The sequence below is a fragment of the Kitasatospora sp. NPDC023385 genome (assembly GCF_055664045.1).
Genome location: NZ_JBVOOL010000027.1, coordinates 41,407 through 64,815, shown reverse-complemented (window position 1 = coordinate 64,815; position 23,409 = coordinate 41,407). Strand labels below are relative to the sequence as shown.

13 protein-coding genes, 1 tRNA gene and 1 pseudogene are annotated in these 23,409 nt (G+C 70.9%); 8 read left to right on the top strand and 7 right to left on the bottom strand.

The annotated features are described in order from the left end of the window. Positions 1 to 128 precede the first annotated feature (128 nt). The 6 genes and pseudogenes from AC0B61_RS30500 to AC0B61_RS30475 all read left to right on the top strand — a co-directional run bounded on the left by AC0B61_RS30500 (position 129) and on the right by AC0B61_RS30475 (position 13,638). Positions 129 to 4,838: a sacsin N-terminal ATP-binding-like domain-containing protein gene (locus AC0B61_RS30500; protein ID WP_471744661.1), complete on the top strand. Its 4,710-nt coding sequence runs from the start codon at positions 129 to 131 to the stop codon at positions 4,836 to 4,838. After that, positions 4,835 to 6,355 carry an NERD domain-containing protein gene (locus tag AC0B61_RS30495; protein ID WP_471744659.1) on the top strand — a complete coding sequence of 507 codons (1,521 nt, stop codon included), beginning with the start codon at positions 4,835 to 4,837 and terminating at the stop codon, positions 6,353 to 6,355. The genes AC0B61_RS30500 and AC0B61_RS30495 overlap by 4 nt, the downstream gene beginning before the upstream one ends. Next, the gene (locus tag AC0B61_RS30490; RefSeq protein WP_471744657.1) at positions 6,352 to 9,543 is read left to right on the top strand and encodes a helicase-related protein; all 3,192 of its coding nucleotides are present in this window, start codon (positions 6,352 to 6,354) and stop codon (positions 9,541 to 9,543) included. Before AC0B61_RS30495 ends, AC0B61_RS30490 begins: the two co-directional genes overlap by 4 nt. Further along, positions 9,524 to 11,332, top strand: coding sequence for a DrmB family protein (gene drmB / locus AC0B61_RS30485; RefSeq protein WP_471744655.1), 1,809 nt, complete (start codon positions 9,524 to 9,526; stop codon positions 11,330 to 11,332). Before AC0B61_RS30490 ends, drmB begins: the two co-directional genes overlap by 20 nt. 366 nt (positions 11,333 to 11,698) lie before the next feature. Further along, a pseudogene (locus AC0B61_RS30480) lies at positions 11,699 to 11,965 on the top strand (transposase); the annotation flags it as partial. A 626-nt stretch (positions 11,966 to 12,591) separates the two neighbouring features. Continuing rightward, complete coding sequence (locus AC0B61_RS30475) at positions 12,592 to 13,638, top strand: tyrosine-type recombinase/integrase (RefSeq protein WP_471744653.1); 1,047 nt, start codon at positions 12,592 to 12,594, stop codon at positions 13,636 to 13,638. Between the two features lie 12 nt (positions 13,639 to 13,650). On the opposite strand, the gene AC0B61_RS30470 is transcribed toward AC0B61_RS30475, so the two are convergent. The 7 genes from AC0B61_RS30470 to AC0B61_RS30440 all read right to left on the bottom strand — a co-directional run bounded on the left by AC0B61_RS30470 (position 13,651) and on the right by AC0B61_RS30440 (position 20,819). Next, positions 13,651 to 14,430: a hypothetical protein gene (locus tag AC0B61_RS30470; protein WP_471744651.1), complete on the bottom strand. Its 780-nt coding sequence runs from the start codon at positions 14,428 to 14,430 to the stop codon at positions 13,651 to 13,653. A 691-nt stretch (positions 14,431 to 15,121) separates the two neighbouring features. Further along, positions 15,122 to 15,195 (bottom strand) — tRNA-Pro (locus tag AC0B61_RS30465). A 136-nt stretch (positions 15,196 to 15,331) separates the two neighbouring features. Beyond that, on the bottom strand, positions 15,332 to 16,579 hold the full coding sequence (locus AC0B61_RS30460) for an MFS transporter (RefSeq protein WP_471744649.1): 1,248 nt from the start codon (positions 16,577 to 16,579) through the stop codon (positions 15,332 to 15,334). 257 nt (positions 16,580 to 16,836) lie between these two features. Next, positions 16,837 to 17,625, bottom strand: a complete 789-nt coding sequence (locus AC0B61_RS30455) for a DUF1684 domain-containing protein (RefSeq protein WP_471744647.1) — start codon at positions 17,623 to 17,625, stop codon at positions 16,837 to 16,839. 219 nt (positions 17,626 to 17,844) lie between these two features. Further along, the gene (locus tag AC0B61_RS30450) at positions 17,845 to 18,714 is read right to left on the bottom strand and encodes an acyl-CoA thioesterase (protein ID WP_471744645.1); all 870 of its coding nucleotides are present in this window, start codon (positions 18,712 to 18,714) and stop codon (positions 17,845 to 17,847) included. Positions 18,715 to 18,895: 181 nt separating this feature from the next. After that, positions 18,896 to 19,543, bottom strand: a complete 648-nt coding sequence (locus AC0B61_RS30445; protein WP_471744687.1) for an alpha-ketoglutarate-dependent dioxygenase AlkB family protein — start codon at positions 19,541 to 19,543, stop codon at positions 18,896 to 18,898. A 475-nt stretch (positions 19,544 to 20,018) separates the two neighbouring features. Further along, positions 20,019 to 20,819, bottom strand: a complete 801-nt coding sequence (locus tag AC0B61_RS30440; RefSeq protein ID WP_471744643.1) for a LysM peptidoglycan-binding domain-containing protein — start codon at positions 20,817 to 20,819, stop codon at positions 20,019 to 20,021. Positions 20,820 to 21,414: 595 nt separating this feature from the next. Here AC0B61_RS30440 and AC0B61_RS30435 point away from each other — a divergent pair. Next, the gene (locus tag AC0B61_RS30435; RefSeq protein WP_471744641.1) at positions 21,415 to 22,245 is read left to right on the top strand and encodes a hypothetical protein; all 831 of its coding nucleotides are present in this window, start codon (positions 21,415 to 21,417) and stop codon (positions 22,243 to 22,245) included. A 473-nt stretch (positions 22,246 to 22,718) separates the two neighbouring features. Beyond that, positions 22,719 to 23,357 carry a hypothetical protein gene (locus tag AC0B61_RS30430; RefSeq protein ID WP_471744639.1) on the top strand — a complete coding sequence of 213 codons (639 nt, stop codon included), beginning with the start codon at positions 22,719 to 22,721 and terminating at the stop codon, positions 23,355 to 23,357. Positions 23,358 to 23,409: the final 52 nt, after the last annotated feature.

The window sequence follows — 23,409 nt, the reverse complement described above, 5'->3', positions numbered from 1 at the left end:
GCGGGCGCCCCCACCCACAGAAGGTTTCCCTACCCGACATCGCGTGGCTCCAGGAAGTCTCAGACTGCTCCGAGCGGATGTACGACTGGCCGCAGCGCGGAAGACCCGGACGCGAGGAGTACTCACCTGTGACGACGGAACGACTGTCCTGGACGCCGGACTCGTGCCTTGTCGAGGAGGTCGAGACCCAGTTCGACAGGGCCATCGCCTCCTACCGGGCGAACCCGCACCTCGTCTCCGAGCACGCGAACCACGAGGAGTCCATCCGGGTCGGGGGATACGCGACCCGCACGCTCCTGGAGCTGGTCCAGAACGCCGCCGACGCGATGTCGGGCGTGGGCGGGGACGAGGGCGGGTTCACCGGCCGCGTCGAAATCGTCCTCGACACGGAGAACCGGACCCTCTACTGCGCCAACGACGGTCGCCCGTTCTCGAGGAACGGACTCACCGCGATCACCCACGCGCACCTCAGCGGCAAGCGGGGCGACGAGATCGGGCGCTTCGGTCTCGGGTTCAAGTCCGTCCTCGCGGTCTCGAGCGCCCCTCAGGTGTTCAGCCGTTCGGTGTCGTTCGAGTTCAACTCGCCTGTGGCCCGGGGCGAGCTCGCGAAGATCACGGCTGCCGTGAAGCGGTATCCGGTCCTGCGCACCGCGACGGTCCTCGACCCGGACGCCGCGTTCGCCGAGGACCCCGTTCTCGCGGGGCTCGCGTCGTGGGCTTCCACCGTCGTGAAGCTCTCGGACGCGTCCGGCCTCGGCAGGATCCGCGAGGAGATCGAGGAGTTCTCCTCGGAGTTCCTCCTCTTCGCTGGGGCCGTGCGGGAGGTGAGGCTCAGAGTGCTCGGGCAGGACTCGTTCGAGACGACGCACACATCCCGGGACCTGGGAGGAGGCGTCTTCAGGATCGAGGACCCGGACGGCGACGGCGACGAGTGGATCGTCGAGAACCGGATGCACACGCCCTCCCCGGAGGCCCGCCGGCAGGTCGGGGAGGCCGTCTCCCGCAATCAGGTCAAGGTCACCGTAGCCGTTCCGAGGCGTCACGCGAGGCAGCGCATCGGGCGGTTCTGGTCCTACTTCCCGCTCCAGGACCAGACCTCGGCGTCGGCGCTCTTCAACGCCCCGTGGAGCGTGAACGACGACCGGACGACGCTGCTCAGGAACGACTACAACCGGGAGATCCTCGGAACGCTGGCGGAGATGTTCGTCGACGTGCTGCCGCAGGTGGCCACACCCGACGACCAGGCGGCCCACTTCGACTACATGCCGGCGCGAGGAAGGGAACAGCTCTCCTTCGGCGACGAGTACCTATGCATGCACGTGCCGGGGATCTCGGCCTCCCGCGCACTCGTCCCCGACGCGACGGGCATCTTCCGAAGCGCCTCCGAACTCACTCCGCTGGACTTCGCCGTCGAGGTCGACCAGACCGACCATCAGGCCTGGATCCACTCCCCGAACACCGGCGACGACGTCCCGCACTGGCGTTGTTACGCGTCCCGGCAACGGTTCACCCGTCTTCGGCAGATTTTCGTGGCGTCGCAGCCCCGCGGCTTCCTCGATCACGACCGGGACATGAAGCGGGCGCTGACGGAGTTGCGCAAGCGCGGGCTTCGCTCGTGGTTGCGCGAGTGGGCCGAGGGAACGGACGACGCGTCCGCGGCGGGCGCGTTCAAGTTCGCGCTCGGGCACCGGAGCCTGCCCGACATCGAGCTGGCCAAGGTGATCCCGACCACCGACGGCATGCACGCGATCGGCGATCGGAACACCGTCTTCCTGCACCAGGAGGAAGGAGTCGAGATCGAGGGGGCGGTGTTCGTCTCCGCCGGCTTCCTGGCACAGCCGGGAGTGGAGGCGGGCCTCCGAGGGACCGGTTTCCGGGACCTGGACCCGCTCGCGATCCTCAACGCGCGCCTCGCCGCCCTGTCGACCGAGTCGGGCGACGACGAGCTGGTCAAGCTCTGGACCGCCGTCCTCGACGTCCCCGGCGCCGTCGCGCTCAAGGCGATGGCCGGCCACCCGGCCACGGTCAAGGTGCCCACCCTCGACGGTGGTTGGGCCTGGCCTCACCAAGTTCTCGACCTCGACGAGCCGTTGGGCGACGACCACACGGGGAGGTCCTTGGACCGCAAGCGCTGCCTGCCGGAGGTCGCCCGCCGGCTCGGGGTCGTCCGCGCCCCCGTGAAGGACTACGCGCTCGAGGACGAGCCGTGCCTCGGGCGGTACCGGGAATGGGTCCTGGAGACGCTCAACGCCCGGCGGGGCCCGGGCGAACGTCCGATCCACGACATCGACTTCCTCCGCGGCGAGGGTCCGGGTCCGTTCTCCGTCCTGTTACTCCTGCGCGACGCGGACGCGTCGAAGCACCTGCGCGCGAGCTGGACGACCGGGCTGCTTCAGGCGGGCGACCCGGACTGGACCTGCGAAGACCTCGACACGGGCGCGGTGCACGCCGTCCGGTCACCGGTCCGTTGGGCGGTCGAGCAGGCCGGGCTGTTGCAGTCGAACCGGGGGTTCCACGCGCCCGCCGACGTGGTGGCTCCGTCCCTCGTGCGGTACGCGAGCCTGCTTCCGCTGTTCAAGGGCTCCCAGCGGGTGGCCGAGGTCCTGGAACTGCCGGACGAGCTCGACGCGGTGCCCGCCCAGGTGTTCAGGGAGGCGCTCGACGCACCGCTGTTCGATCCCAACACCCGGGACGGCGTGCTCGTAGACTTCGTCCGCACGGCGTGCCGCATCGCCTTTCCCGGCACCCGACCTCCCGGAGTCCCCGCCCGGGTGGGGCGCGTGATCGAGCGACGTTCCCCGTCGTCGGTGTATCTCGCCACCACGGACGAGCAGGAGGAGTACCTCTCCACACGTCAGCGCCCCCGCCTGAGGGTGACGGAGGAGCAGGCCGACGAACTCGTCGCGCTGGCGGGTTGCGGCCGGTTCGAGGACAGCTTCGCCTTCTCGATGATCGTCGAGGGCGTCCAGGAGAGCGAGCGGGTGCTCGACGTCTTCACCGGGCTCCGCGGCACACTCGTGGCCGACCGCCTGGTCGACGCCACGATCACCAGGGCCGTCCAGGTGGTCAAGCGGGTGACCAGAGACGACGGCGTCGAGGACGACTCGCTCGAGTGGCACCTCGGCGGTCATGATCTGGTCGCCCGCGGCGACGTGGACGACCGACGCCTCCTGCACATCGTCAACGACGCCTTCGAGCTGCGTCTGACGAACGCCGAGCTCGAGGACGTCCGCAAGACCGGCGTCGGCGACAGACTCGAACTGCTCCGCCAGGAGGCCCTGGCCGCCGCGAGCGACGAGGAGCGGCTCGACGTCTACCTCGGCCCCGACGACCTGCGCGACGCCTTGCCCAAGGGCCTGTGGCAGGCGCTCGAGGCGCAGGATCTGGTCGACGACGACACCTCCGTCGCCGACCTCTTCCTCAAGGTCTACGGCGCGGACTCGATCAGACTGCTCATCTCCCGGTTCCAGGAGATGGGCTTCCCCGACGTTCCGGCGACGTGGGCCGGCGGTGCCCTGACCGTCTCCTGGCTGCGGAGGATGGGGTTCCCGGCCGAGTACGCCGGCCGTCGGACCGACCACCAGCCCGCCGAGTTCGTCGTCCCGGGCGCCGTGAAGCTCAACGACCTCCACGACTTCCAGGCCGACATCAGTCGTCGGCTGGCCGACGTGCTCACGCTTCGCGAGGAGGGCGGCCGCCATCGGAAGGCGATGGTGGAACTGCCCACCGGCGCGGGCAAGACCCGTGTCGCGGTGGAGACCGTGCTCACGCTCTTCATCGAGGGCCGTCTCCGCGGCCCGGTGCTGTGGATCGCGCAGTCGTCGGAGCTCTGCGAGCAGGCCGTCCAGACCTGGAGCACGGTGTGGCGGGGGCTCGGTGACGAGCGTCCGCTGACGATCGGGCGTCTGTGGGAGAACAACGTCGTACACCAGCCGGACACCGAGTTCAGCGTCGTGGTGGCGACGGACGCCAAGCTCGACGTCGTCCTGGGCGCGGCCGAGTACGAGTGGTTGAGCAGGGCCTCGGCGGTCATCGTCGACGAGGGGCACCGTGCGGGCGAGTCCGAGCGCTACACCCGGATCCTGAACTGGCTCGGCGTGGCCGGCCGCGGCTGGGAACGGCCTTTGGTGGGACTCTCCGCGACGCCCTTCAAGGGCAGGTCCGCGACGGGGACCGCCGCTCTCGCCAGCCGGTTCGGCAAGCACAAGCTCAAAGCGTTCGAGGGGAACGTCTACGAGGAGCTCGTCGCGCGCGGAGTGCTGGCACGGGTCGAGCACGAGGTACTCGACGGCATCAAGGTCGTCCTCAAGGACGAGGAGCGTGACGAGGCCACACGACTGCGACGCATCAGCCCGGCCGTCCTGGACCGCATCGGCCAGAACCACGTCCGCATGAAGACCCTGGTCGAGGACATCATCAGCCGCGATCCGGACTGGCCGGTGCTCGTGTTCACCCCGAACGTCCTGTCGGCCCAGGTACTCGCCGCGACGCTGCGATACCGCGGCGTGGAGGCGGCCTCGGTGAGCGGGCAGACCGGCCGGCAGGAGCGCCGCGACATCATCGAACGGTTCAAGGCCCGGAAGATCCGTGTCCTGGCCAACTGCGACCTGTTGATCCAGGGCTTCGACGCACCGGGCGTGCGGGCCCTCTACATCGCCCGTCCGACCTTCAGCCCCAACGCCTACATCCAGATGGCCGGCCGCGGCCTGCGCGGCCCGAAGAACGGTGGAAAGGAGATGTGCCTGATCGTGGACATGGCCGACAACTTCGGAGGAGACGTCAACTCGTTCCTCGGGTACCGCGAGTACGAGGACCTCTGGCAGGAGCAGCACGCGTGATCCTGGTCCCCGGTCTAAAGGACATCGAGCGCAACGCCGCGAGCAACGCCGAGCTCCGGCTCGCCCGTCTGCTGCGGGACGTGGAGGGCGACCCCGAGGCCGTCGCCTTCCACTCTGTGCGGTTGCGCTCGCACGCCTACAAGCAGCGGGCGGAGGCGGACTTCGTCATCCTGTGGAAGAAGGTCGTGATCGTCGTCGAGGTGAAGGGGGGCGGGGTCGGCAAGCACGACGGGAAGTGGTACAGCGTCGACCGACGTGGCGACTGGCACAAGTTGTCCGACCCTCCGATGAAGCAGGCCGAGTCGGCCATGTACGCGCTGAGGGAGGTCCTCCAGGAGGAGGGCGCCGGCTGGTTCGCGCACGAGGCCGTCGTCGTCACGCCCGACATCCCCACGCCCCCGCACGCGATCGAATGGCCCCCGACCCACTGGCTGGCGAAGGACGACATGACCGTCGCGGGGCTGACGGCCGCCCTCGACGCGATCGCGAGGGCGTCGGCTGCGCCTCCGGGGAACCGGAGGCTCGCCCGGCCGGAGGAACTGCGCACACGCCTGTTCGGGGAGTTCACGCGCATGCCCGTCGTCGACGCCCAGCGCGGCGCGGTCATCGAGGAGCAGAACCAGGCCACCGCCGACCAGGCCCGGGTCCTCGCCTCGATGGCGCGCAACCCGCGGATCATGGTGTTCGGCGGCGCCGGCACGGGCAAGTCACTCGTCCTCGCGGAGGCGGCCAAGCAGGAGGCGGACCAGGGACGCTCCGTCCTGATCACCTTCCACTCCCCCGAACTCCTGCGATTCTTCGCCCCCCACGTGGTCGACCTCGACATCGACGTCGTCCCGTTCCACCGACTCGGGTCCGACAAGACCTACGACGCCGTGTTCGTCGACGAGGCGCAGGACCTGATGACCGCCGAGGCGATGGACACGCTCGACCGGGTCGTCGCGGGCGGACGCGCCGCGGGCCGATGGCGCATGTTCCTCGACATGAACAACCAGGCGCACGTCGACGGGAACTACGACGAGGACGTCCTCGAACTCGTGAGGCCCGAGGCCTCCCTGTTCGACCTCAGCCTCAACGTCCGCAACACCCGAGCGATGGTGCACATGGTCCAGGAGTATCTGGCCGCCGACGTCGGGGACCCGGGCATCGTGCACGGTGAGAAGGTCCAGTGGCACGCACCCGACGGGGACGCCGACGTCGACGAGGCCGCGGCCGTCGCCCGGAAGCTGGTCGCCGACGGAGTCCGCAAGGACGACGTCTGGATCGTCGACGTCGCGTCCGGTGCCGCTCCGGCCAGGACGGGCGACGGATTCGTCATGACGAGCCCGCGGTACGCCAAGGGCCTGGAGGCGGAACACATCGTCGTCTGCGGTCTGCCCACCGCCTTCGACGACGCCGGGACGGCGGCGCTCTACGTCGCGGTGACCCGCGCCCGGGTCTCCTTGCACGTCGTCGCGTCCAAGGACGACAGGCGGCGCCTCCAGCAGCTCGTCCGACACCGGTTGGAGACCGCATGACCATGACCGCGGCGCAGAGGAACGCCCTGAAACACCTTCGAGCGGCCTACGTCGGACCGGACGGCGGCGACGACGAGGTGGTGTTCAACCTGCCGGACCGGCAGTACGCCGTCGGGATGCTGTTCCCACCGGCGCCGCCCCGTCCTCCCGTCGCCGAAGCGGAGTCCACGGCCGGGATCGCGGACGACGACGTCGAGGCGGACGTACCCCGGGGAGAGGTGGAGGAGGGCGGCGCGTCCGTGCCCCTCGCCGAGGACTGGCGCCCGTCGTCCGTCGCGATCTCCTTCGTCACGGACCAGCCCACGGTGCTCTGCGACTTCTCCGCAGGCACGTACGAGCCGGTCGCGGACGACGGTCCGCCCCGCTGGCGGCGCCGCCCGTTCTCCCGCGAGGGTCTGGAGCTCGCCCAGAAGCTCGCCCCGCACGCACTCCGGGCGGGCGACGTCGAGTTCGAGATCGGCTCGAGGTGGCGTCCCTACGGAGACGCCCATCTGGTGACGGTCCACGCACGCGTACGGTCGCAGTCGCAGGACAACGACCGGAAGGACATCGCCCGGATGCTCTTCCAGGTCGAGCTCCAGGCCAGGCCGGCTCCCGGCGGCCGGATCCTGGAGTACGACGTCGCACGGTCCTTCGACGTGGACGACGAGTCGGCGGAACTGCGCCTTCGTTACCGCGACAAGAAGGTCTACGCGGTGGGACACGGCATGGCGGCCGACTGGAAGGTCGAGGACGGCGTGTGCACGAGCGTCCTCCTGACCCCCGTGCCGTCGTTCGTGGTGCCCGCCGTGGAGACGGTCGGGTTCGACGTCGCCTCGGAGGCCGCCCGGGCGCTGCTGCTGGAGAACCTGTCACGGATCGACACCCGGCCGGAGGAGGTCGTACCGATGCTCGACGCGTTCGTCCGGTCCTTCTCCGACTGGGTCTCGGAGCAGCAGGGGCGCGTCGAGGCCTTCGACGCGGACGCCCCGGTCGCACGGGCGATCACCGACCGGGCACGCGCCGCCGCGGACCGGATGGCGGACGGCGTCGACCTTCTGCGAGACCCGGGGCAGGAGAAACTGAGGACCGCGTTCGCCCTGGGCATGGCCGCGATGAGGCTGCAGATGCGCCAGGGTTCGATCAGACGCGAGGGGACCGCGGAGAACGTGGAGGAGCCCCGGTGGCGTCCCTTCCAACTCGGTTTCCTGCTGGTGGCGCTGGCCTCGACCGTCGACGAGACGCACGACGACCGGGAGCTCGTCGATCTGATCTGGTTCCCCACCGGTGGCGGCAAGACGGAGGCCTATCTCGGTCTCGCGGCGGTCGAGATCTTCCGCCGCCGGCTCGTCCACGGGGCCAAGGGCGCCGGCACGGCGGTCATCACCCGCTACACGCTCCGTCTCCTGACGGCCCAGCAGTTCCAGCGCGCGGCCTCGCTCGTCTGCGCGATGGAGCTGCTGCGGCACGACGACTCGCGGGCGGCGGGGATGGCCCGGTTCTCCATCGGGCTCTGGGTCGGCAACGAGGTCACCCCCCGGTCGAGGGCCGACGCCAAGGGCGCCCTCGACCGCCTCCACAAGGCCGCGAAGCCCGAGGAGGCGAACAAGTTCCAGATCGAGGGGTGTCCCTGGTGCGGGGTCCCGCTCGTGCCCGAATCCAGGAGCATGGACCGGGGCCGATACGGCTTCCGGCTCGTCGGCAACGACGTCCTCGTCCACTGCACGGACGGCGCCTGTCGGTTCAACCGGGGGCTCCCGGTGGCCGTGGTCGACGAGGTCCTCTACGAGGACCCGCCGACGATCCTGCTGGCGACCGTCGACAAGTTCGCCCGCCTGCAGTTCAACACCGCGGCGGGCGCCCTCCTCGGCCTCGGTAGGCCGTACCTGCAGCCGTCGATGATCATCCAGGACGAGCTCCATCTGCTCTCGGGCCCGCTCGGCACGACGGTCGCCGTCTTCGACGCCGTGATCCAGCTGCTCCTGAGCCGGGGCGGCACCCCACCCAAGATCATCGCCTCGACGGCCACGATCCGCGCCTCCGCCGAGCAGGTCCGAGGACTGTACGGGCGCGAGGTCGCCCTGTATCCGCCGGCGGGACTCGACGGCGACCGCACCTTCTTCTCGCGCCCCGTCGAGAGCGGCGTGGGCCGTCTCTACGTCGGACTGATGCCGCAGTCCCTGTCCCAGGTCTCCGCGGTCATCTCCGCGGCGGCGCCGCTCATCGAGATCCCGGAGGTGCTCGCCCGGACCCCCGACTCGGAAGGGACGCGCGACTCGTACTGGACGACCGTGATGTACCACAACAGCCTCCGCGAGCTCGGGCGCACCGGGACACTGGTGGTCGACGACGTCAACGGGCGTCTCGAACCGCGCTCGGACCGGTTGGCCCTGCCGCTGCGCCGGGTCAGGGCCGAGCGGGTGCTGGAGCTCACCAGCAGGCGGGGCCCGGAGGAGCTGCCCAACGACCTGCGCGAACTCGGCCGCAGTGTCGACGTCGGCGACGACGCCGTCGACGTCGTCCTGTCCTCCAACATGCTCTCCGTCGGCATCGACATCCCCCGCCTGGCGCTGATGCTGATGGTCGGCCAGCCGAAGACGACCTCGGAGTACATCCAGGCCACCAGCCGGGTCGGCCGCGGGGAGAACAACGGCATCGTCACGACGCTGTTCCGATCCAACCGGGCACGAGACCGTTCGCACTTCGAGTCCTTCCGCGGTTTCCACGAGGCGCTCTACCGCAACGTCGAACCGACGAGCGTCACCCCCTGGTCGACGGCGTCCCGCGACCGGTCGTTGGCGGGCGCCCTCGTGGCGCTGCTGCGGCACTCGCTGCCGTCCCTCGCCGCGAACGACGCCGCGGACCGCCTCGACCTGGACGACGACCGGATGCGTGAGGCGGTCGAACGGATCGTCTCGGCGTTCGTCGCCCTGGTGAGCCGCTCGGAGGACGTCGAGGCCGAGGAGACCGAGGCGCAGGTGTGGCGGCTGCTGAACGAGTGGGACCACCGCGCGAATCGCGCCCGCGACGACCACGCTCCGCTGCTGTACGAGTACAAGAAGTCCGAGGACCGGGCGCTGCTGAAGCGATTCGACCAGAACAGGGAGGGATGGCTCGTCGGCGACTCAATGCGGTCCGTCGAACCGAACGTCGCCGTACAGGTACGCGAGCCGTCGGAAGGAGTCGACCGTGGAACGAATCCTGCATGACCTGCGTCTCTCGGAGACGATCACGCCCTTCGGAGTGGGAGCCGTGGTGGACGTGCTCGGGGAGTCGCTGATCGCCCCCGACACCTCGTGGTGGGACCGCAGGCGGGCCCCGGAGATCAGCTGCGACCGGCTGCTGGCGCGGCTGGGCGCCGGCGTGCTGCGCCAGGCGCCCGCTCACGCCGGGCGGGCGGCCAAGGACACCGACCATCTGCTCTACTGGCGCTTCCCCGCCTGGCGGTTCTGCGAGCAGTGCACGCGACTCTCCAAGGTCACCGGCCGGAAGAACGGCCGCTGGATCAACAAGTGCGACTGCGGCGGCGCGCTCGTGCCGATGCGCTACGTCGCCGTGTGCCGCAAGGGCAGCCACATCCAGGACATCCCCTGGTTCAAGTGGGCGCACCGCGGCTCCGACGGCGGCGTCACCGAGGTCGTACGACACTGCCGCGCGTACACGGAGCTGAAGTTCGTCCGCTCGATGCGGCACGGTGAAGGCCTGGCCGCGCTCCGCGTCCACTGCACCGCGTGCAAGCGTTCCCGCCCGCTCTCCGATCTGACCGGCGAGGACTCCCTGCACCGCGACTACATCCGTTGCGACGGCACCCAGCCGTGGGAGGAGCCGAAGCCCGGGGACGCCTGCGACCACCGGCTCGTCGCCGTCCAGCGCGGCGCCACCGGCAACTACATCGCCGAACGCCTCTCGGCCCTGGACATCCCCGAGGAACGTCCGCAGTCCGCCCAGGTCACGGAACGCATCCGAGGCCACCTCTACTTCGACAAGGTCGTCGCCGACAACGGCGGTCCGCAGGCGGAGATGGTGGCCGGATGGATCGCGGACGAGGTCGGGGCGACGGCGGAGGAGGTCCTACGCCTCGCGGCCGGGGACGACGACTCCGCGGACACCCCCCTCCTCGACCTGAAGGACGGCGAGTGGGCCGCGTTCCTCGGGAAACTCGAAGCCGGAAGGGACGACGGCGCGGGCGACTTCGTCGTCGACGGCTGGAAGGTACCCGCCGACCCGAAGTGGCCCTCCTCGCTGACGAGCCGGCTCGTCGGCGTCGGTCAGGTCCGACGCGTCCGCGAGGTACGGGCCCTCAGGGGCTTCCGACGCCATGACGCCGAGGCCGACCTCATCCCCGCCGACCTCGGCCCCGACCGGCGACGCATGCCGGTCTACCCGGCCGTCGAGGTCTTCGGCGAAGGGATCTTCCTCCGTTTCGACGAGGAGCGGCTCTCGCGATGGGAGGACCTGCCGAAGGTCCGCGACCGGGCCGAGATCCTGGTGGACCGACGCGCGTCGAGCCAGTGGGCCCATCGGCTCGACACCCCCGAGCCCCGCTTCATCGCCCTGCACACGATCGCCCACCTGCTCATCCGCCGGCTCGCGTTCGCCAGCGGCTACGCGTCGGCGGCACTCCAGGAAAGGGTCTACGCCAATTCCGACCGTCCGGACCACACCGCCGGGATCCTGATCTACACCGCCGCCGGCGACGCCCAGGGAACGCTCGGCGGACTCGTCCGCCTCGGCGCGCCCGACAAGCTCCTCCCGTTGCTGCTGGCCGCCCTCAACGACGCGGACGTCTGCTCGAACGACCCCGTGTGCATCGAGAGCGACCACCAGGGCTCCTCCTCCTTGAACCTGTCGGCGTGCCACGGCTGCGCGCTCGTCAGCGAGACCTCGTGCGAGACGGGCAACCGCCTGCTGGACCGCCAACTCGTTCTCGGCGGCCGGGACGTGCCCGGCCTCCTCGAAACCGTCCTCGACGAGGCTCGACGCGGGGCGACCGTGTAGCGCGACGGTCTCGAACGAGCGCCCCCGCGTACATCAGGTCTTCCCGGGCACCGGGGGCACTCGGCGGCAGCCTCTGCAAGCGCGCGGTTGACTGGAAAGGTGTCCTTGCCCGGTCTCCCTGGCAAGGACACCTGCGCAGCCGACTGCCGCCTCTATGCTCCTGCTCTGCGACGCTCGGGTACCGGCGAATGGAGTTCAAGCATCCCAAAGCAGGCAACGGACAGAGCAGTACGGCGTCCGTGGAGTGGTGTAGCAGGGATCTTGGTGCAACCCCTGGTCATGAAGCTGTCGGCAATTCTCCGAGTTGGTCCTCGTTGAAAGGAGAGGTGCGAGATGGCCTTTTCCTAGTCTGCCCTACTCCGTCTCATGGAGTCACTGCGTACAGCGGACGGAATCGAGTTGATCAGGACTATCGCCCAGCGGACCCTGCAGGAACGCATCGAGGCCGAGGTCACCGCCCGGATCGGCGCGGAGCGGGGCGAACACACCGAGGCCCGCATCACCGCCTGGCGCAACCGTCGCTGGGGCAAGCCCCTGACCACGCAGGCCGGCCACCTGAAACTGGCCATCCCCAAGATCCGCGCTGGCTCCTTCTTCCCGAGCCCGCTGGAGCGCCAGCGCCGTATCGACCAGCCCAGCTGCCCCGCCATTCGGTGACACCGTGTAGGCGGTCCTGCGGCGGTAGGCGTTCGGTGGCCACGCCGGGCTGCATGCCCCCGCGACCCCCGTCACGAGATCCCCGGCCCGAAGTCCGTCGCCCACCCGGTCCGCGCGAGCACCACGTCAGCTGGAGAGGGGGCCAACGAGCCCGAGCGGCAGCTGCCCCTGACCCCGACGTGCCCAGATGCGTCGCCTCTCGCGGCTACGCCCACGAGATTGGCAGAGCGCGCTCCAAGCGCCGCTGGGTCAAACCTGGCTCCGAGTCGGATTGGGGTGAGCACCGTGTCGTGCGCTGTGGGTGTGCTTCGGGCCCCTTTGCTCGGTGCGACTTCGTGGCTGCTTGGCGGGCATGCATGTGGCGGAAGTTGCTTGCGTGAAGGGAGAGTTCAATGGTGAGCACTGCGGCTGAGTTCGAGCGTGGGCGGGTCTATCGGCGCTGTGGCTGCCGGGGCGCGGATCGACGTCCGATCGGGGCGCGCTGCCCGCGGCTGGCGGCGGATGAACTGCACGGGAGTTGGGCGTACGCGGTGGACATGCCGACGAACGGGGAGGGGCGCAGTACTCGGCGGCGCAGCGGTTACGGGTCACGGGAGGATGCCGTGTACGCACTGCAGTGCGTACTGAACGCGGAGGCGACGGGTGTGTTCGAAGACCGCAAGCTGACGGTCGGTGCGTTCCTGCTGGAGTGGGTGGCGTTGAAGGAGCGGACGCTCAAGCCGTCCACTGCGGCCTCCTACGGCAAGTGCGTCCGCCAGGAGCTTCTCCCGGTGTTCGGCCGGATGCGGTTGAAGGACCTGAATCCCCGGCATGTCGCCGCCTGGCAGGCCGACCTGCGTCTGCAGGGCCGCGGTGCGCCGACGGTCTACCGGCTGGGGGCGACGCTGCGCAGCGCCCTGAGCCATGCCGTCCACAAGGAGCGTCTGATCGGCTACAACGCGGCCGAGGGTGCCATCGGCGCGCGGCCGGCGGCGGCCGAGCGCCTGTGCTGGACCGCGGTGCAGGCGGCGGCGTTCCTGCGTCACAACGAGCTGTACTACCGCGACCAGGTCGCCGACGTGTTCGAGGTGATGCTGGGCACCGGGATGCGGCGCGGGGAGGTGCTGGGGCTGCACTGGGAGGACGTCCACTTCATGGAGCGCAAGATCTTCGTCCGCTGGACGCTGGCCACCATCGACAACAACGAACTACACCTGTGCGCGCCGAAGACCAAGGCGAGCAGGAACTGGGTCAGCGTCAACCCACGGGTCCTGGCCGCGCTGCAGCGCCAAGCCGACCACCAGCAGTCTCTGCTGCCTGCGGGAGCGCCGTTGCGTGGACTCGTCTTCGCGAGCGCTGACGGAGCCCCGCTGCGCCCGCAGTACCTCCTGGACCAGCTGCGCCGCCGCCAGGCCGAGGCCGGGCTGCCGCAGATCACGATTCACGATCTGCGGCACACGGTGGCGACCATCATGATCACCTCCGGGGTGTCCATCGCGATCGTGTCGAAGGCGCTGCGGCATTCGACCATCGCGACGACCATCAACATCTACGGGCACCTGCTCAAGCACGCGGCCGACGACGCGGTCAACGCACTCGCCCATGCCTACGAACTGGCCGCCACGGACCTTGATGACTGGCCCGGTTTCCAGCCCCGCCACGCTGCTTGACCGGCCCAGGAGTCAACCGCCCAGGAGCAGATCGGACACCGCCCGGGGAGCGGCGAGCGTGACGCGCCCGGACGACCAGTCGACGCCGCTCTGGTGGACCGCGATCACCCCAGCCTGCCAGAGGGTGAGCGGATCGCGCTCCCGACCGGTGAACGGCTCCGTCTCAAGTAGCGGGAGCGCCATCTCAACCAGATGTACGGGCCTGGCGTACTCCTCTTCAGCGAGCCGCCGTGCCTGGTCGATTGAGGCCGTGATGAGGCGCTGGACGCTGTCCAGCGCCTCATCACGTGCCTTGCGCCGTCTGCCGAACGCTTCGTAGACCGCTGCGGACGCCGCCCGTACGCAATCCGCCACCGGCGCCTCGCCCTCCGCGCAGGCGCTCTGCCAGCGCGTCCACGCCTCCACCAACAGCCACTCCCCGTCGACTCCCCAACTCCCCGCACAAGCCGGCGGCCCTTCCCGCAGCCCGACCGGCACGGGCAGGGCCGCCACGCAGGCAGCCGTCAGCAGTTCGCGCGGGTCAACACGGCGGGCAACCGCTCCGCGAGCCTGCTCGACCGCGCCGGTCAGCGCGGACAGCCTGGGCCCTGCCCAGGGCTCCAGCCAGGGGAAAGCGGCAGCGGCCGCGAAGCCCTCAAGCGCGCGCGACTGCGCGCGCCGCCACACCCGCACCGCCTGGGCGGGCTCAGCGCCCGCAGGCCCTGATGTCGGCACCGGACCCGCCGGCGCGCCGGCGCCCGCCACCACGGCGGGAGTTCTCAGCCCTGCCACCGCGACCGCGAACTCGCTCACGGGATGGTCCGCAGGCAACATCCACGCGCAGGACCCGCACAACGGCCCGGCCGCGAGCCCGACACGGCCCAGCCGCGCACCGGGCCCCAACTGGCGGCATGCCCGGTCACCGTGAAGCACAGCCCGGTCCCCGGGGGCGCTGTAGCAGTCCAGGAGGAGGGAACCCAGCGAACCCAGGGACACGTCATCTCCGAAAATCTGCCCCAGCCGCACCCGGCGCGCCCCACCCCTCAGCACACCGTCTCCCGAAGCCCGCGGCCTGCCGGGCCCCTTTGCGCCCCAGCAAGGAGGACCGCCTGGCCAGGACGGCTCCCGCCTGCATGGTGGTCGCATGGTGGTCGCAGACCTTCGCCTTGCGGGGCCGCCCCCGCGCCGACATCCGGCCCAGAAAATACGGACAGAGCGGAAGAAAGCTCACAAATTGAACGATGCTCACGCCCGACCGCGTCAACCTCGCAACGCGAGGTCACCCGCCACAGGACGTCGTAAGTGGTTAACGATCCGGCCACCAATCGGGCCACGTGCGCCAACTCCAGCCATACAGCAGCGAGTTGACCAGGTCAGCCCGCGCCCGGCTGCGATCCGCGGCCGGACGAGGTGCGACCACCCTGCGACCACCACCCCGCGACACGCACAAAAAGGCCGTCCCCATCCTCAGATGGAAACGGCCTCCGACCTGCGGATTCGCAAGTCGGGACGACAGGATTTGAACCTGCGACCCCTTGACCCCCAGTCAAGTGCGCTACCAAGCTGCGCCACGTCCCGTGGTCTCGGTGCCTTCAGCGAGGGCCTGGGGAGCTCTGCTGTGGGCTTCTCGACCTTGTCTCCGAGTGTCCCGGCGACGTGGAAAACAATACAGCACGTCGGGGGGTGCTCGCTGCCAGGTTTGGGGGTGGGTGGGTCAGGGGGTGGGGTGGCGGGCGTCGTAGGTGAGGAAGGCGGGGCGGCGGGCGGCGAGGAGGAGGACGGCGGCGACGCAGGCGAGGCCGCCGGTGATCACGGAGGTGGCGGGGTTGGTGAGGGCGGCGACGGTGCCGGATTCGAAGTCGCCGAGTCGGGGGCCGCCGGCGACGACGACGATGAAGATGCCCTGGAGGCGGCCACGCATCTCGTCCGGGGCTGCGACCTGCATCATCGTGTTGCGGAAGATCATGCTGACGGTGTCGGCGCAGCCTGCGACCGCGAGCAGGACGAGGCCGAGCCAGAGGTTGTGGAGGGCGCCGAAGGCGGCGATGGCCAGGCCCCAGGCCACGACGGCGGCGAGGACGGCCACGCCTTGGCGGTGTACGCGGCTGACCCAGCCGGAGAAGAGGGCGCCGATCAGGGCGCCGACGGCCGGGGCGGAGACCAGCAAGCCGACGGTGCCGGCGTCGCCGCCGTAGAAGGTGACCGCGATGGCGGGGAAGAGGGCGCGGGGCATGCCGAAGACCATGGCTGCCAGGTCGGCGAGGAAGCTGGTGCGCAGGTTGGGCTGCTCGCGCAGGAAGCGGAGGCCGTCGAGGACGGAGGCGCGGCCCTTGCGTTCGCTGAGCGGTCGCATGGCGGGCAGGCGCCACATCGCGTAGAGGGTGGCGGTGAAGGCGACGGTGTCGAGCAGGTAGGCGGCTTGGGCTCCGTAGGCGCCGATGAGGACGCCGCCGAGCATGGGGCCGACGGTGAGGCCGAGGTTCATGCTGACGGTGTTCAGGGCGTTGGCGGCGGGGAGCTGGTGGGCGGGCACCAGCCGGGGGATCATCGCGGAGCGGGCGGGCGAGCTGAGGGCGAAGAATCCGGCTTGGACGGCGACGGCGGCGTAGAGGATGGCGACCATGCCGAGGCCGGCCAGTGCTTGCGCCGCCAGGGCGGCGGAGACGGCGGCCAGGCCGCCCGAGCCGATCAGGCCCAGCCTGCGTCGGTCGACGGTGTCGGCGATCGCGCCGCCGTAGAGGCCGAAGGCGACCAGTGGGACGAGGGAGAAGATGCCGACCAGGCCGGTGGCGAAGGCGGAGCCGGTGAGGTCGTAGACCTGGACGGAGACGGCGACGGCCGTCATCTGCTGGCCTATGGAGGAGATGGCCTGGCCGGCCCAGACCCGGCGGTAGTCGACGTTGTCGCGCAGCGGGCTGAGGTCGGCGAAGGCCCGTCGGTACCACGGTCCGGGGGTGGCCACCGGGTCCGGCGGGAGGGGCGCGCCGGCCGCGGCGTCGGGTGCGACGCCACGATCGGGGCTGGCGCCAGGCTCGGAGCCGGCCCTTGAGGCAGCATCGGGATCGGGATCGGGATCGGGATCGAGGTCAGAGGACGACGCAGCGGCGGAGGCGGCGGAGCCAGCGGCGGACTGTTGATTGTTCGACATAGTCCCCCATGCTCCGCCCCACCCCCGGGCGGCCCCGCACCGGGGCCCGCCCGCGACCCCGCTCCGGCCCGCTACCGGTTCAGCACCTGCTTCTCCCCCGCCTCCACCGCGAAGTCGAGCCGGTTGCCCGGCGGCGGGAACGGGCAGATGAAGTGGTCGGAGAAGGCGCACGGGGGCAGGTAGGCCCGGTTGAGGTCGAGGACGGTGCGGCCGTCGGCGTCCGGTGCCGGCAGGGTGATGAAGCGGAAGCGGTAGGTGTCGATGCCGCTGCTGGCGTCCGCGATCACACCGCTGAGGTGGTTGCCCGACCGGCTGACGGTGAGCGTCCGGTGCTCGCCCGCCACGGTGAAGGCGATCTGTCCGGTGACGGCCAGCGGGCGGTCCTTGCCGTCGGCGTTCGGGACGACGACCGACCGAGTCTCGTCCTCGAACGGGGTGAAGACCGCGGGGACGGCCCACTCCGGCGCGTACGGGTGGGCGGAGATACCGGCGAAGGCGACGCGCCGGGGCGCGGCCGGGTCGAAGACCCGCAGGGCCAGTTCGCCCTCGCGCTCGATCGGGACGAGCAGTAGGTCTCCCAGGGTGGCGGTGTCGGCGGCCGGGTGGCTGTCCGGACGGAGCAGCACCTCGCTGTCCACCGGGGTGTCCGCGCCGGTGAGGGTGATGCCGTCGCCCGCCGCCGCCCGTACCCGTACGCCGTCGGTGTCGGCCCACCAGTGCCCTGGCAGGCCGGGGATCTCGGCCGGCTCGGGCTCCAGCCAGTGCGTGCCGGTGAGCGCGAGCTGGCCGTGCCGTGCGCTCACGGACGCCGCCCGCCCGTCGCTCCAGTGCTTCCAGTCCTCCGCGGCCGTCGCCGTCATCGGTCCACCATCCCGGTCGGTCCGCGGACGGCCCGCCGTTCGGGCCGCCCGTCTCGGTCATTCACAACGCCGCCCACGCGGACGGATCATTCCCGCCGGCTTGAAGCCGCCGAAAATGCAATACGGCGGCAACGCACCGACGCGGCGCTCAACACGAGCCACACACTTCACCCAACCGTCTCCTCACCTACCCGTCTCGTCACCCACCCGACTCATCGCCTACCCGTCCCGGCGCTTCAGCGGCCGGAACAGCCCTTCCTGCACCACGGACACGACGAGTTGTCCGCTCCGGTTGAAGATCTGCCCGCGGGCCAGGCCGCGCGCGCCGTGCGCGATCGGGGACTCCTGCTGGTACAGCAGCCAGTCGTCCGTCCGGAACGGCTGGTGGAACCACATGGCGTGGTCGAGCGAGGCCATGTCGAAGTGCCGCTCGCCCCACAGCGGCTCGACGGGGGCGCGGACGGCGTCCAGCAGCGTCATGTCGCTGGCGTAGGTGAGGGCGCAGACGTGGATCAGCGGGTCGTCCGGCAGCGGGCCGTCGGTGCGCAGCCAGACGCCGCTGCGTGCTTCGACGCCGGTCAGCTCCTCCTTCGTCCAGCGCAGCCGGTCGACGTAGCGGACGTCGAAGGGCTGGCGGCGGCTGATGAACGGCGGCAGTTCGCCGAGCCGGGAGCCGACCTCCTCCAGTGCGCTGGGCAGGTCCTCGGGGGAGGCGACGGCGGGCATCGGGTACTGGTGCTCGATGCCGCCCTCCTCGGGTCTGTGGAAGTCGGCGGTGAGCGCGAAGATCGACCGGCCGCCCTGGATGCCGAGCACCCGGCGGGTGGTGAACGAGCGGCCGTCGCGGATCCGGTCGACCTGGTAGACGATCGGCAGTCCGGGCACGCCGGGGCGCAGGAAGTAGGCGTGCAACGAGTGGACGGGGCGCCCGTCGTCCACCGTACGGCCCGCCGCGACCAGCGCCTGCCCGGCGACCTGGCCGCCGAACGTCCGCTGCAGGGCCTCCTCAGGGCTGCGCCCGCGGAAGATGTTCAGTTCGATCTGCTCCAGGTCGAGCAGATCGACAAGATCGTCGACGGGGGTACCCATGAGGCACGCTTCCTCTCCGGACTTCGGGCTCCGGCCTTCCGGCACGAATTCCGATCGAATGCTCCAGCTCACTCGAATTCTCTGGCGACCCGGGTCATTCCCGCCCACCGGGCCCGAACCTCCAGTTCACTCGAACGAGTAGTCGACCAAACGAACAGGTGACGGAAGCGGGCGGGCGCACCTACGTCCCCAGCCCCGACTGCCGCACCGTGATGTTGAGCCGCCCGACCAGCCCCAGCTCCGGATCCGCCGTCCCCGGCAGCGTGCGGACCACCCCGTGGTAGGCGAACCGGGCCGGGCCGCCGAACACCAGCAGGTCCCCGCTGGACAGCTCCAGATCGGTCCACGGCTTGGTCCTGGTCTCGGTGTTCCCGAGCCGGAAGACGCAGCGGTCGCCGAGCGACAGCGACACCACCGGCGCGTCCGCCCGCTCGTCGCGGTCCTGGTGGAGGCCCATCTTCGCGCCGTGCGGGTAGTGGTTGACGATGGCGACGTCCGGCTCGTACGACGCGGCGCCGGCGACCTCCGGCAGCGCGGCCCCGTACGCCTCGGCGACGGCCCGACGGGCGAGGCGGGCAAGCTCCGGCGGAAACGGTTTGACGGGCGCGCCGTCCTCGGAGACCCGCCGGTACCCGTACGGGTACCAGTGCCAGCCGAGGCTCACCATTCGTACGGACATCATTCCGCCGGTGGGCATCCGCACCCCGTGCAGTCCGGCCGGCGGACGGGCCCACTCCCGGCAGGCGGCGACCAGGCGCAGCTGCGCGTCGAGGTCGAGCCAGCCGGGGAGCAGGACGGCACCGGGGGCGGGCTCCGCTCGCCCGCACATCCCGGAGGCGCCGGAGGAACCGGAGGGACGCTCGTCCCCGGTGGCCCCGGGCAGATCACCGAACAACTCGCCCTGGATCACCCCACCATCCTCCCGCATGACCCCGACAGAAGCCCTGCCCGGGCACGACGGGGCACCACTGGGCACCGCCTGACGAGCCCCAACTCCCGCGCGCAGAAAAGCCACGCGACTGCGGTGCCACGCGGCATGGCATGGCATGGCAGCCGCCCCTAGGCGCGAGGGCATCCGCCTGCCCCGCCACACCGTGAAACCCGCGAAACGCCGTTAAGCCCCGTGAAACGCCGCGTAACGCCAACGGCCGCTCCTCCGCCCGACGCGGAGAACGCGCGCGGGTGGAGAAGCGGCCGTTGGCGTAGCCACTGGCAGCCGGAGCAACCGGCGTCAGTCATTCACGACGCCTCGGAACCCCGGAGCCCCGGAACTCCGGAACTCCGGAACTCGCGGCCCCGGAGATTCAGATGCTCAGAGCCTGACCCGGGAAGATCAGGTCGGGGTTGCCACCGATGACCTTGGCGTTGTTCGCGTACAGGTCGTGCCAGTCCAGGCCCTGCGCAGCGGCGATGGAGCTCAGGGTGTCACCGGACTTGACGGTGTAGCTGCCGCCCTTGGCCGGCTTGGCGTCGTTGGAGCCGGTCCAGGACTTGGCGCCGCTGTCGGCCTTCGGAGCGGCGGCCTTCGGGGCGGCCTTCGGAGCAGCGTCGTTCTTCGGCGCGGCGTCAGCCTTGGGCGCGGCGGCGGCCTTCGGCGCCGGAGCCGGCTTGGCAGCCGGGGCGGCGGGCTTGGCGGCCGGGGCAGCCGGCTTGGCGGCGGTCGAACCGGAGGCGGTGCCCGCCGAGGTGTCGACGGCGGCCGGGGCGCCGCCCTTGGTCAGGCCGGCCTTGACGGAGCAGACGGGCCAGGCGCCGGGGCCCTGCGAGGCGAGGACCTTCTCGGCGACGGCGATCTGCTGCGCCTTGGTGGCCTGGTTGGCCTGCGAGGCGTAGGCGGTGCCACCGTAGGCGGCCCAGGTGCTGGAGGTGAACTGCAGACCGCCGTAGAAACCGTTGCCGGTGTTGATGGCCCAGTTGCCACCGCTCTCGCACTGGGCGACGGCGTCCCAGGTGGAGACGGACGCGGCGGAGGCCGAGGTGGCCGTGACGAGGCCGGCCACCGGCAGGGCCGCGACAGCGGCGCCCGCCACGACAGCCATCCGAACGCGGTTGCGCTTGGTGGCGGTGGAGGTGGTGGCAGCGGCGGTCTCGTTACGGAAAGTCATGAGGTTCCTCTCGACAGCCCCGGGCGGACATGCGGAACCAGGCCCTGGAGAGGGCCGCGTTTCGCTTGCCGCGTCCGTCGGGCGGCCGTGCACGTGTCGGACGTGCCGCTGCCGCCCCGGCCACCCAGCCACTCGCTGACGATCTGTTCGAGCGATCGCGTCGGCGGGCACCTGCCACTCCCCGGCGGACCGGGGGGACTGTGCGTCGGGGGGTGAACCCGGGTGGCGCTCGTTGCGCCGACCAAGAAGCTACGAGCCGGGCGGCGGGGAAACCAAAACCCGGACGGTCTGCCCAGCTCAGCCAAGGGTTACCGGCGGTAAGGCCAGCACAATCTTGTCCGAAATGTCGTATTTAACCGTTGGTTCCTAGATCAAACACCGCGGCCACGTGACTCACCTCACCGCTTCATTCCGGCAGTCCCATCACCGACATCGACAGATTGCGACCACGAGAACACGCGGCGCGGTCGGATCCGGGGCAATTCCCGTCAGCCTCGACGGGCACCCGTGACGCCTGACACAAGGGCCCGTTGGTCATGGCGACCTCTCCGTGTCCATCCCCGAAGCCCCATCCACACCCATCCGAGGAGACCCTGTGCCGCGCATGCTCGACGTCAGCGACGAGGTCCGGTCCGAGATCGGCGACGACGAGGCCGACCGCCTACTGGGCGGCGACCGCGCCCCCGACAGCTACGAGTGCACCTCATGCCGGACCGCCGGCGACACGCACGTGGAGCCCACCAGCACCGTGCTGTTCGTCGGCGACGAGACCGCCGTGCTCGCCTTCGCGCACGCCCGCTGCATCCCCTCCCAGGTGGTGCCGGTCTCCGAGGAGCAGCTGGTCGGCGCCGTGCGGAGCATCAGCCAGTCCCAGCCGGGTGCCCCGGACCTCGCCATCCCCGCGCCGGCGGCGCCCGCCCCCGCACCGACCGCTCCGGCGCCGACCGCCCCCGGCCAGGCTGCCATCCTCGGCATCACCTGCGGTCTCGTGCTGCACGGCAAGGTCGGGCACGCCTCACTGGTGGTCGAGCCCACCGGCCCGGTCGGCCGCCCGGGCAGCACCTCGGGCGAGGACGAGTTCCTCGACCTTCTCCAGGACGCCGGCTTCCAGCCCGTCACCGACCTGGACGAGACCCCGGAGCAGCTGCCCGGCTGGTCGGTCCTGGTCGCGATGGGCAAGCTGCACGCGGTCCTGCAGCCCGCGGCGGCGGGTGGCAGCACCGGCTGGTGGCAGGCCCATCAGCCGCTTCAGGTCACCGACGCCTGGCGGATGGCGGCGAGCCAGCTCTCCGAGGTGACCATGTACGCCGTCCCGGCCGGCATGGTGGGCCGCCAGCCCCGTGAGGACCTGCTGCGCCAGGCGCTGGAGCGGGCGGTGGCACTGGGCCAGGTGGTTGCCGCGTCCCTCCCGCTCGCCGGCACCTGACCGTCCCGCCCGTCCTATCCCGTCATCACGTCCCGTCCCGACGCGCCGGACGGCGGCCGCCCCCTCTCCCGGGCCCGCCCTCCGGCGCGGGGCACGCTGGCACGCCCGGCACGCCCGGCACCGGCAGGCTTCGCGGTCCGCGCCGCACTTCGTCCATGAGCGCCGCTCATGACCACCTCCCATGAACAGGTCTCAGGTCTCATGACCAGGTCTCATGACCAGGTCTCATGAGGGCCCGCATGAGCATCGCTCATGAGTCGCCCCCCATGAGCACCGCTCATGGGCACTTCCGTATGAGCGCCACGCATGAACACCCATATGAACGGCGCTCATGGGCACCCGCATGAACACCCCGCACGGGCCGCCCGCCCCCGCATCCCCCGCCCCTCTCGCTCGTTGGCCCCTACGTGTACAGCTACGACGTCTCCGCGTCCCCCGGCCGGTCCGCCACCGCCCCCCGCTCGATCCCGGGCATGCGACCGTCGTACGACGCCGAGCACCCGCACTCCGCCACGCCGATCTACGACGAGCTGTACTCCGAGTACCGGCGTCTCTTCCGCGCCCTGCCCGGCGACCGCTCGGGCGAGGAGGACCTGGTCTTCACCGGGTTCGCGGTCCGCGACGGCTACCCGCGGCTCGGTGAGCAGCGCCCGTACCCGCCCCAGCACCAGGCCTTCCACACGCTCGCGGGCCAGGCGCCGGGCCTCCCCCAGTTCCTGGCTCCCCAGCCCCACGGCGCGGGCTCATCCCCCGGCCATCACAGCGGGCACACCGGACACATGAGCCACAGCCACACCGGCCACACCGGCAGCCATCACCACGGACCCCACGACGGTGCGGGCCACCCCGCCCCGGCCCCCGTCCCGCACCCGACGCCCGCCCAACACGCGAGCTCCGCAGCTCAGTTCACCAACGGCCAGGGGTGGGTCGCGACCGGTTACCTCGGGCAGGTCCCGCATCCGATGGCCGTACCCGCACCAACGCCGCCCGCGCCGCCCGCCCCGTCCCCGGTGATGGGCACGGCCACCGGTCTCGCCACCGCCCCGTCCACCGGCGGCCGCCACCGCCAGATGCTCTCCCTCCCCCCGGGCCGCAACGGCGACCACCACTGACCACGGCCACCCACCGGCCGACCCCCGCCCCACCGGCCGCCGCGCCCACCAG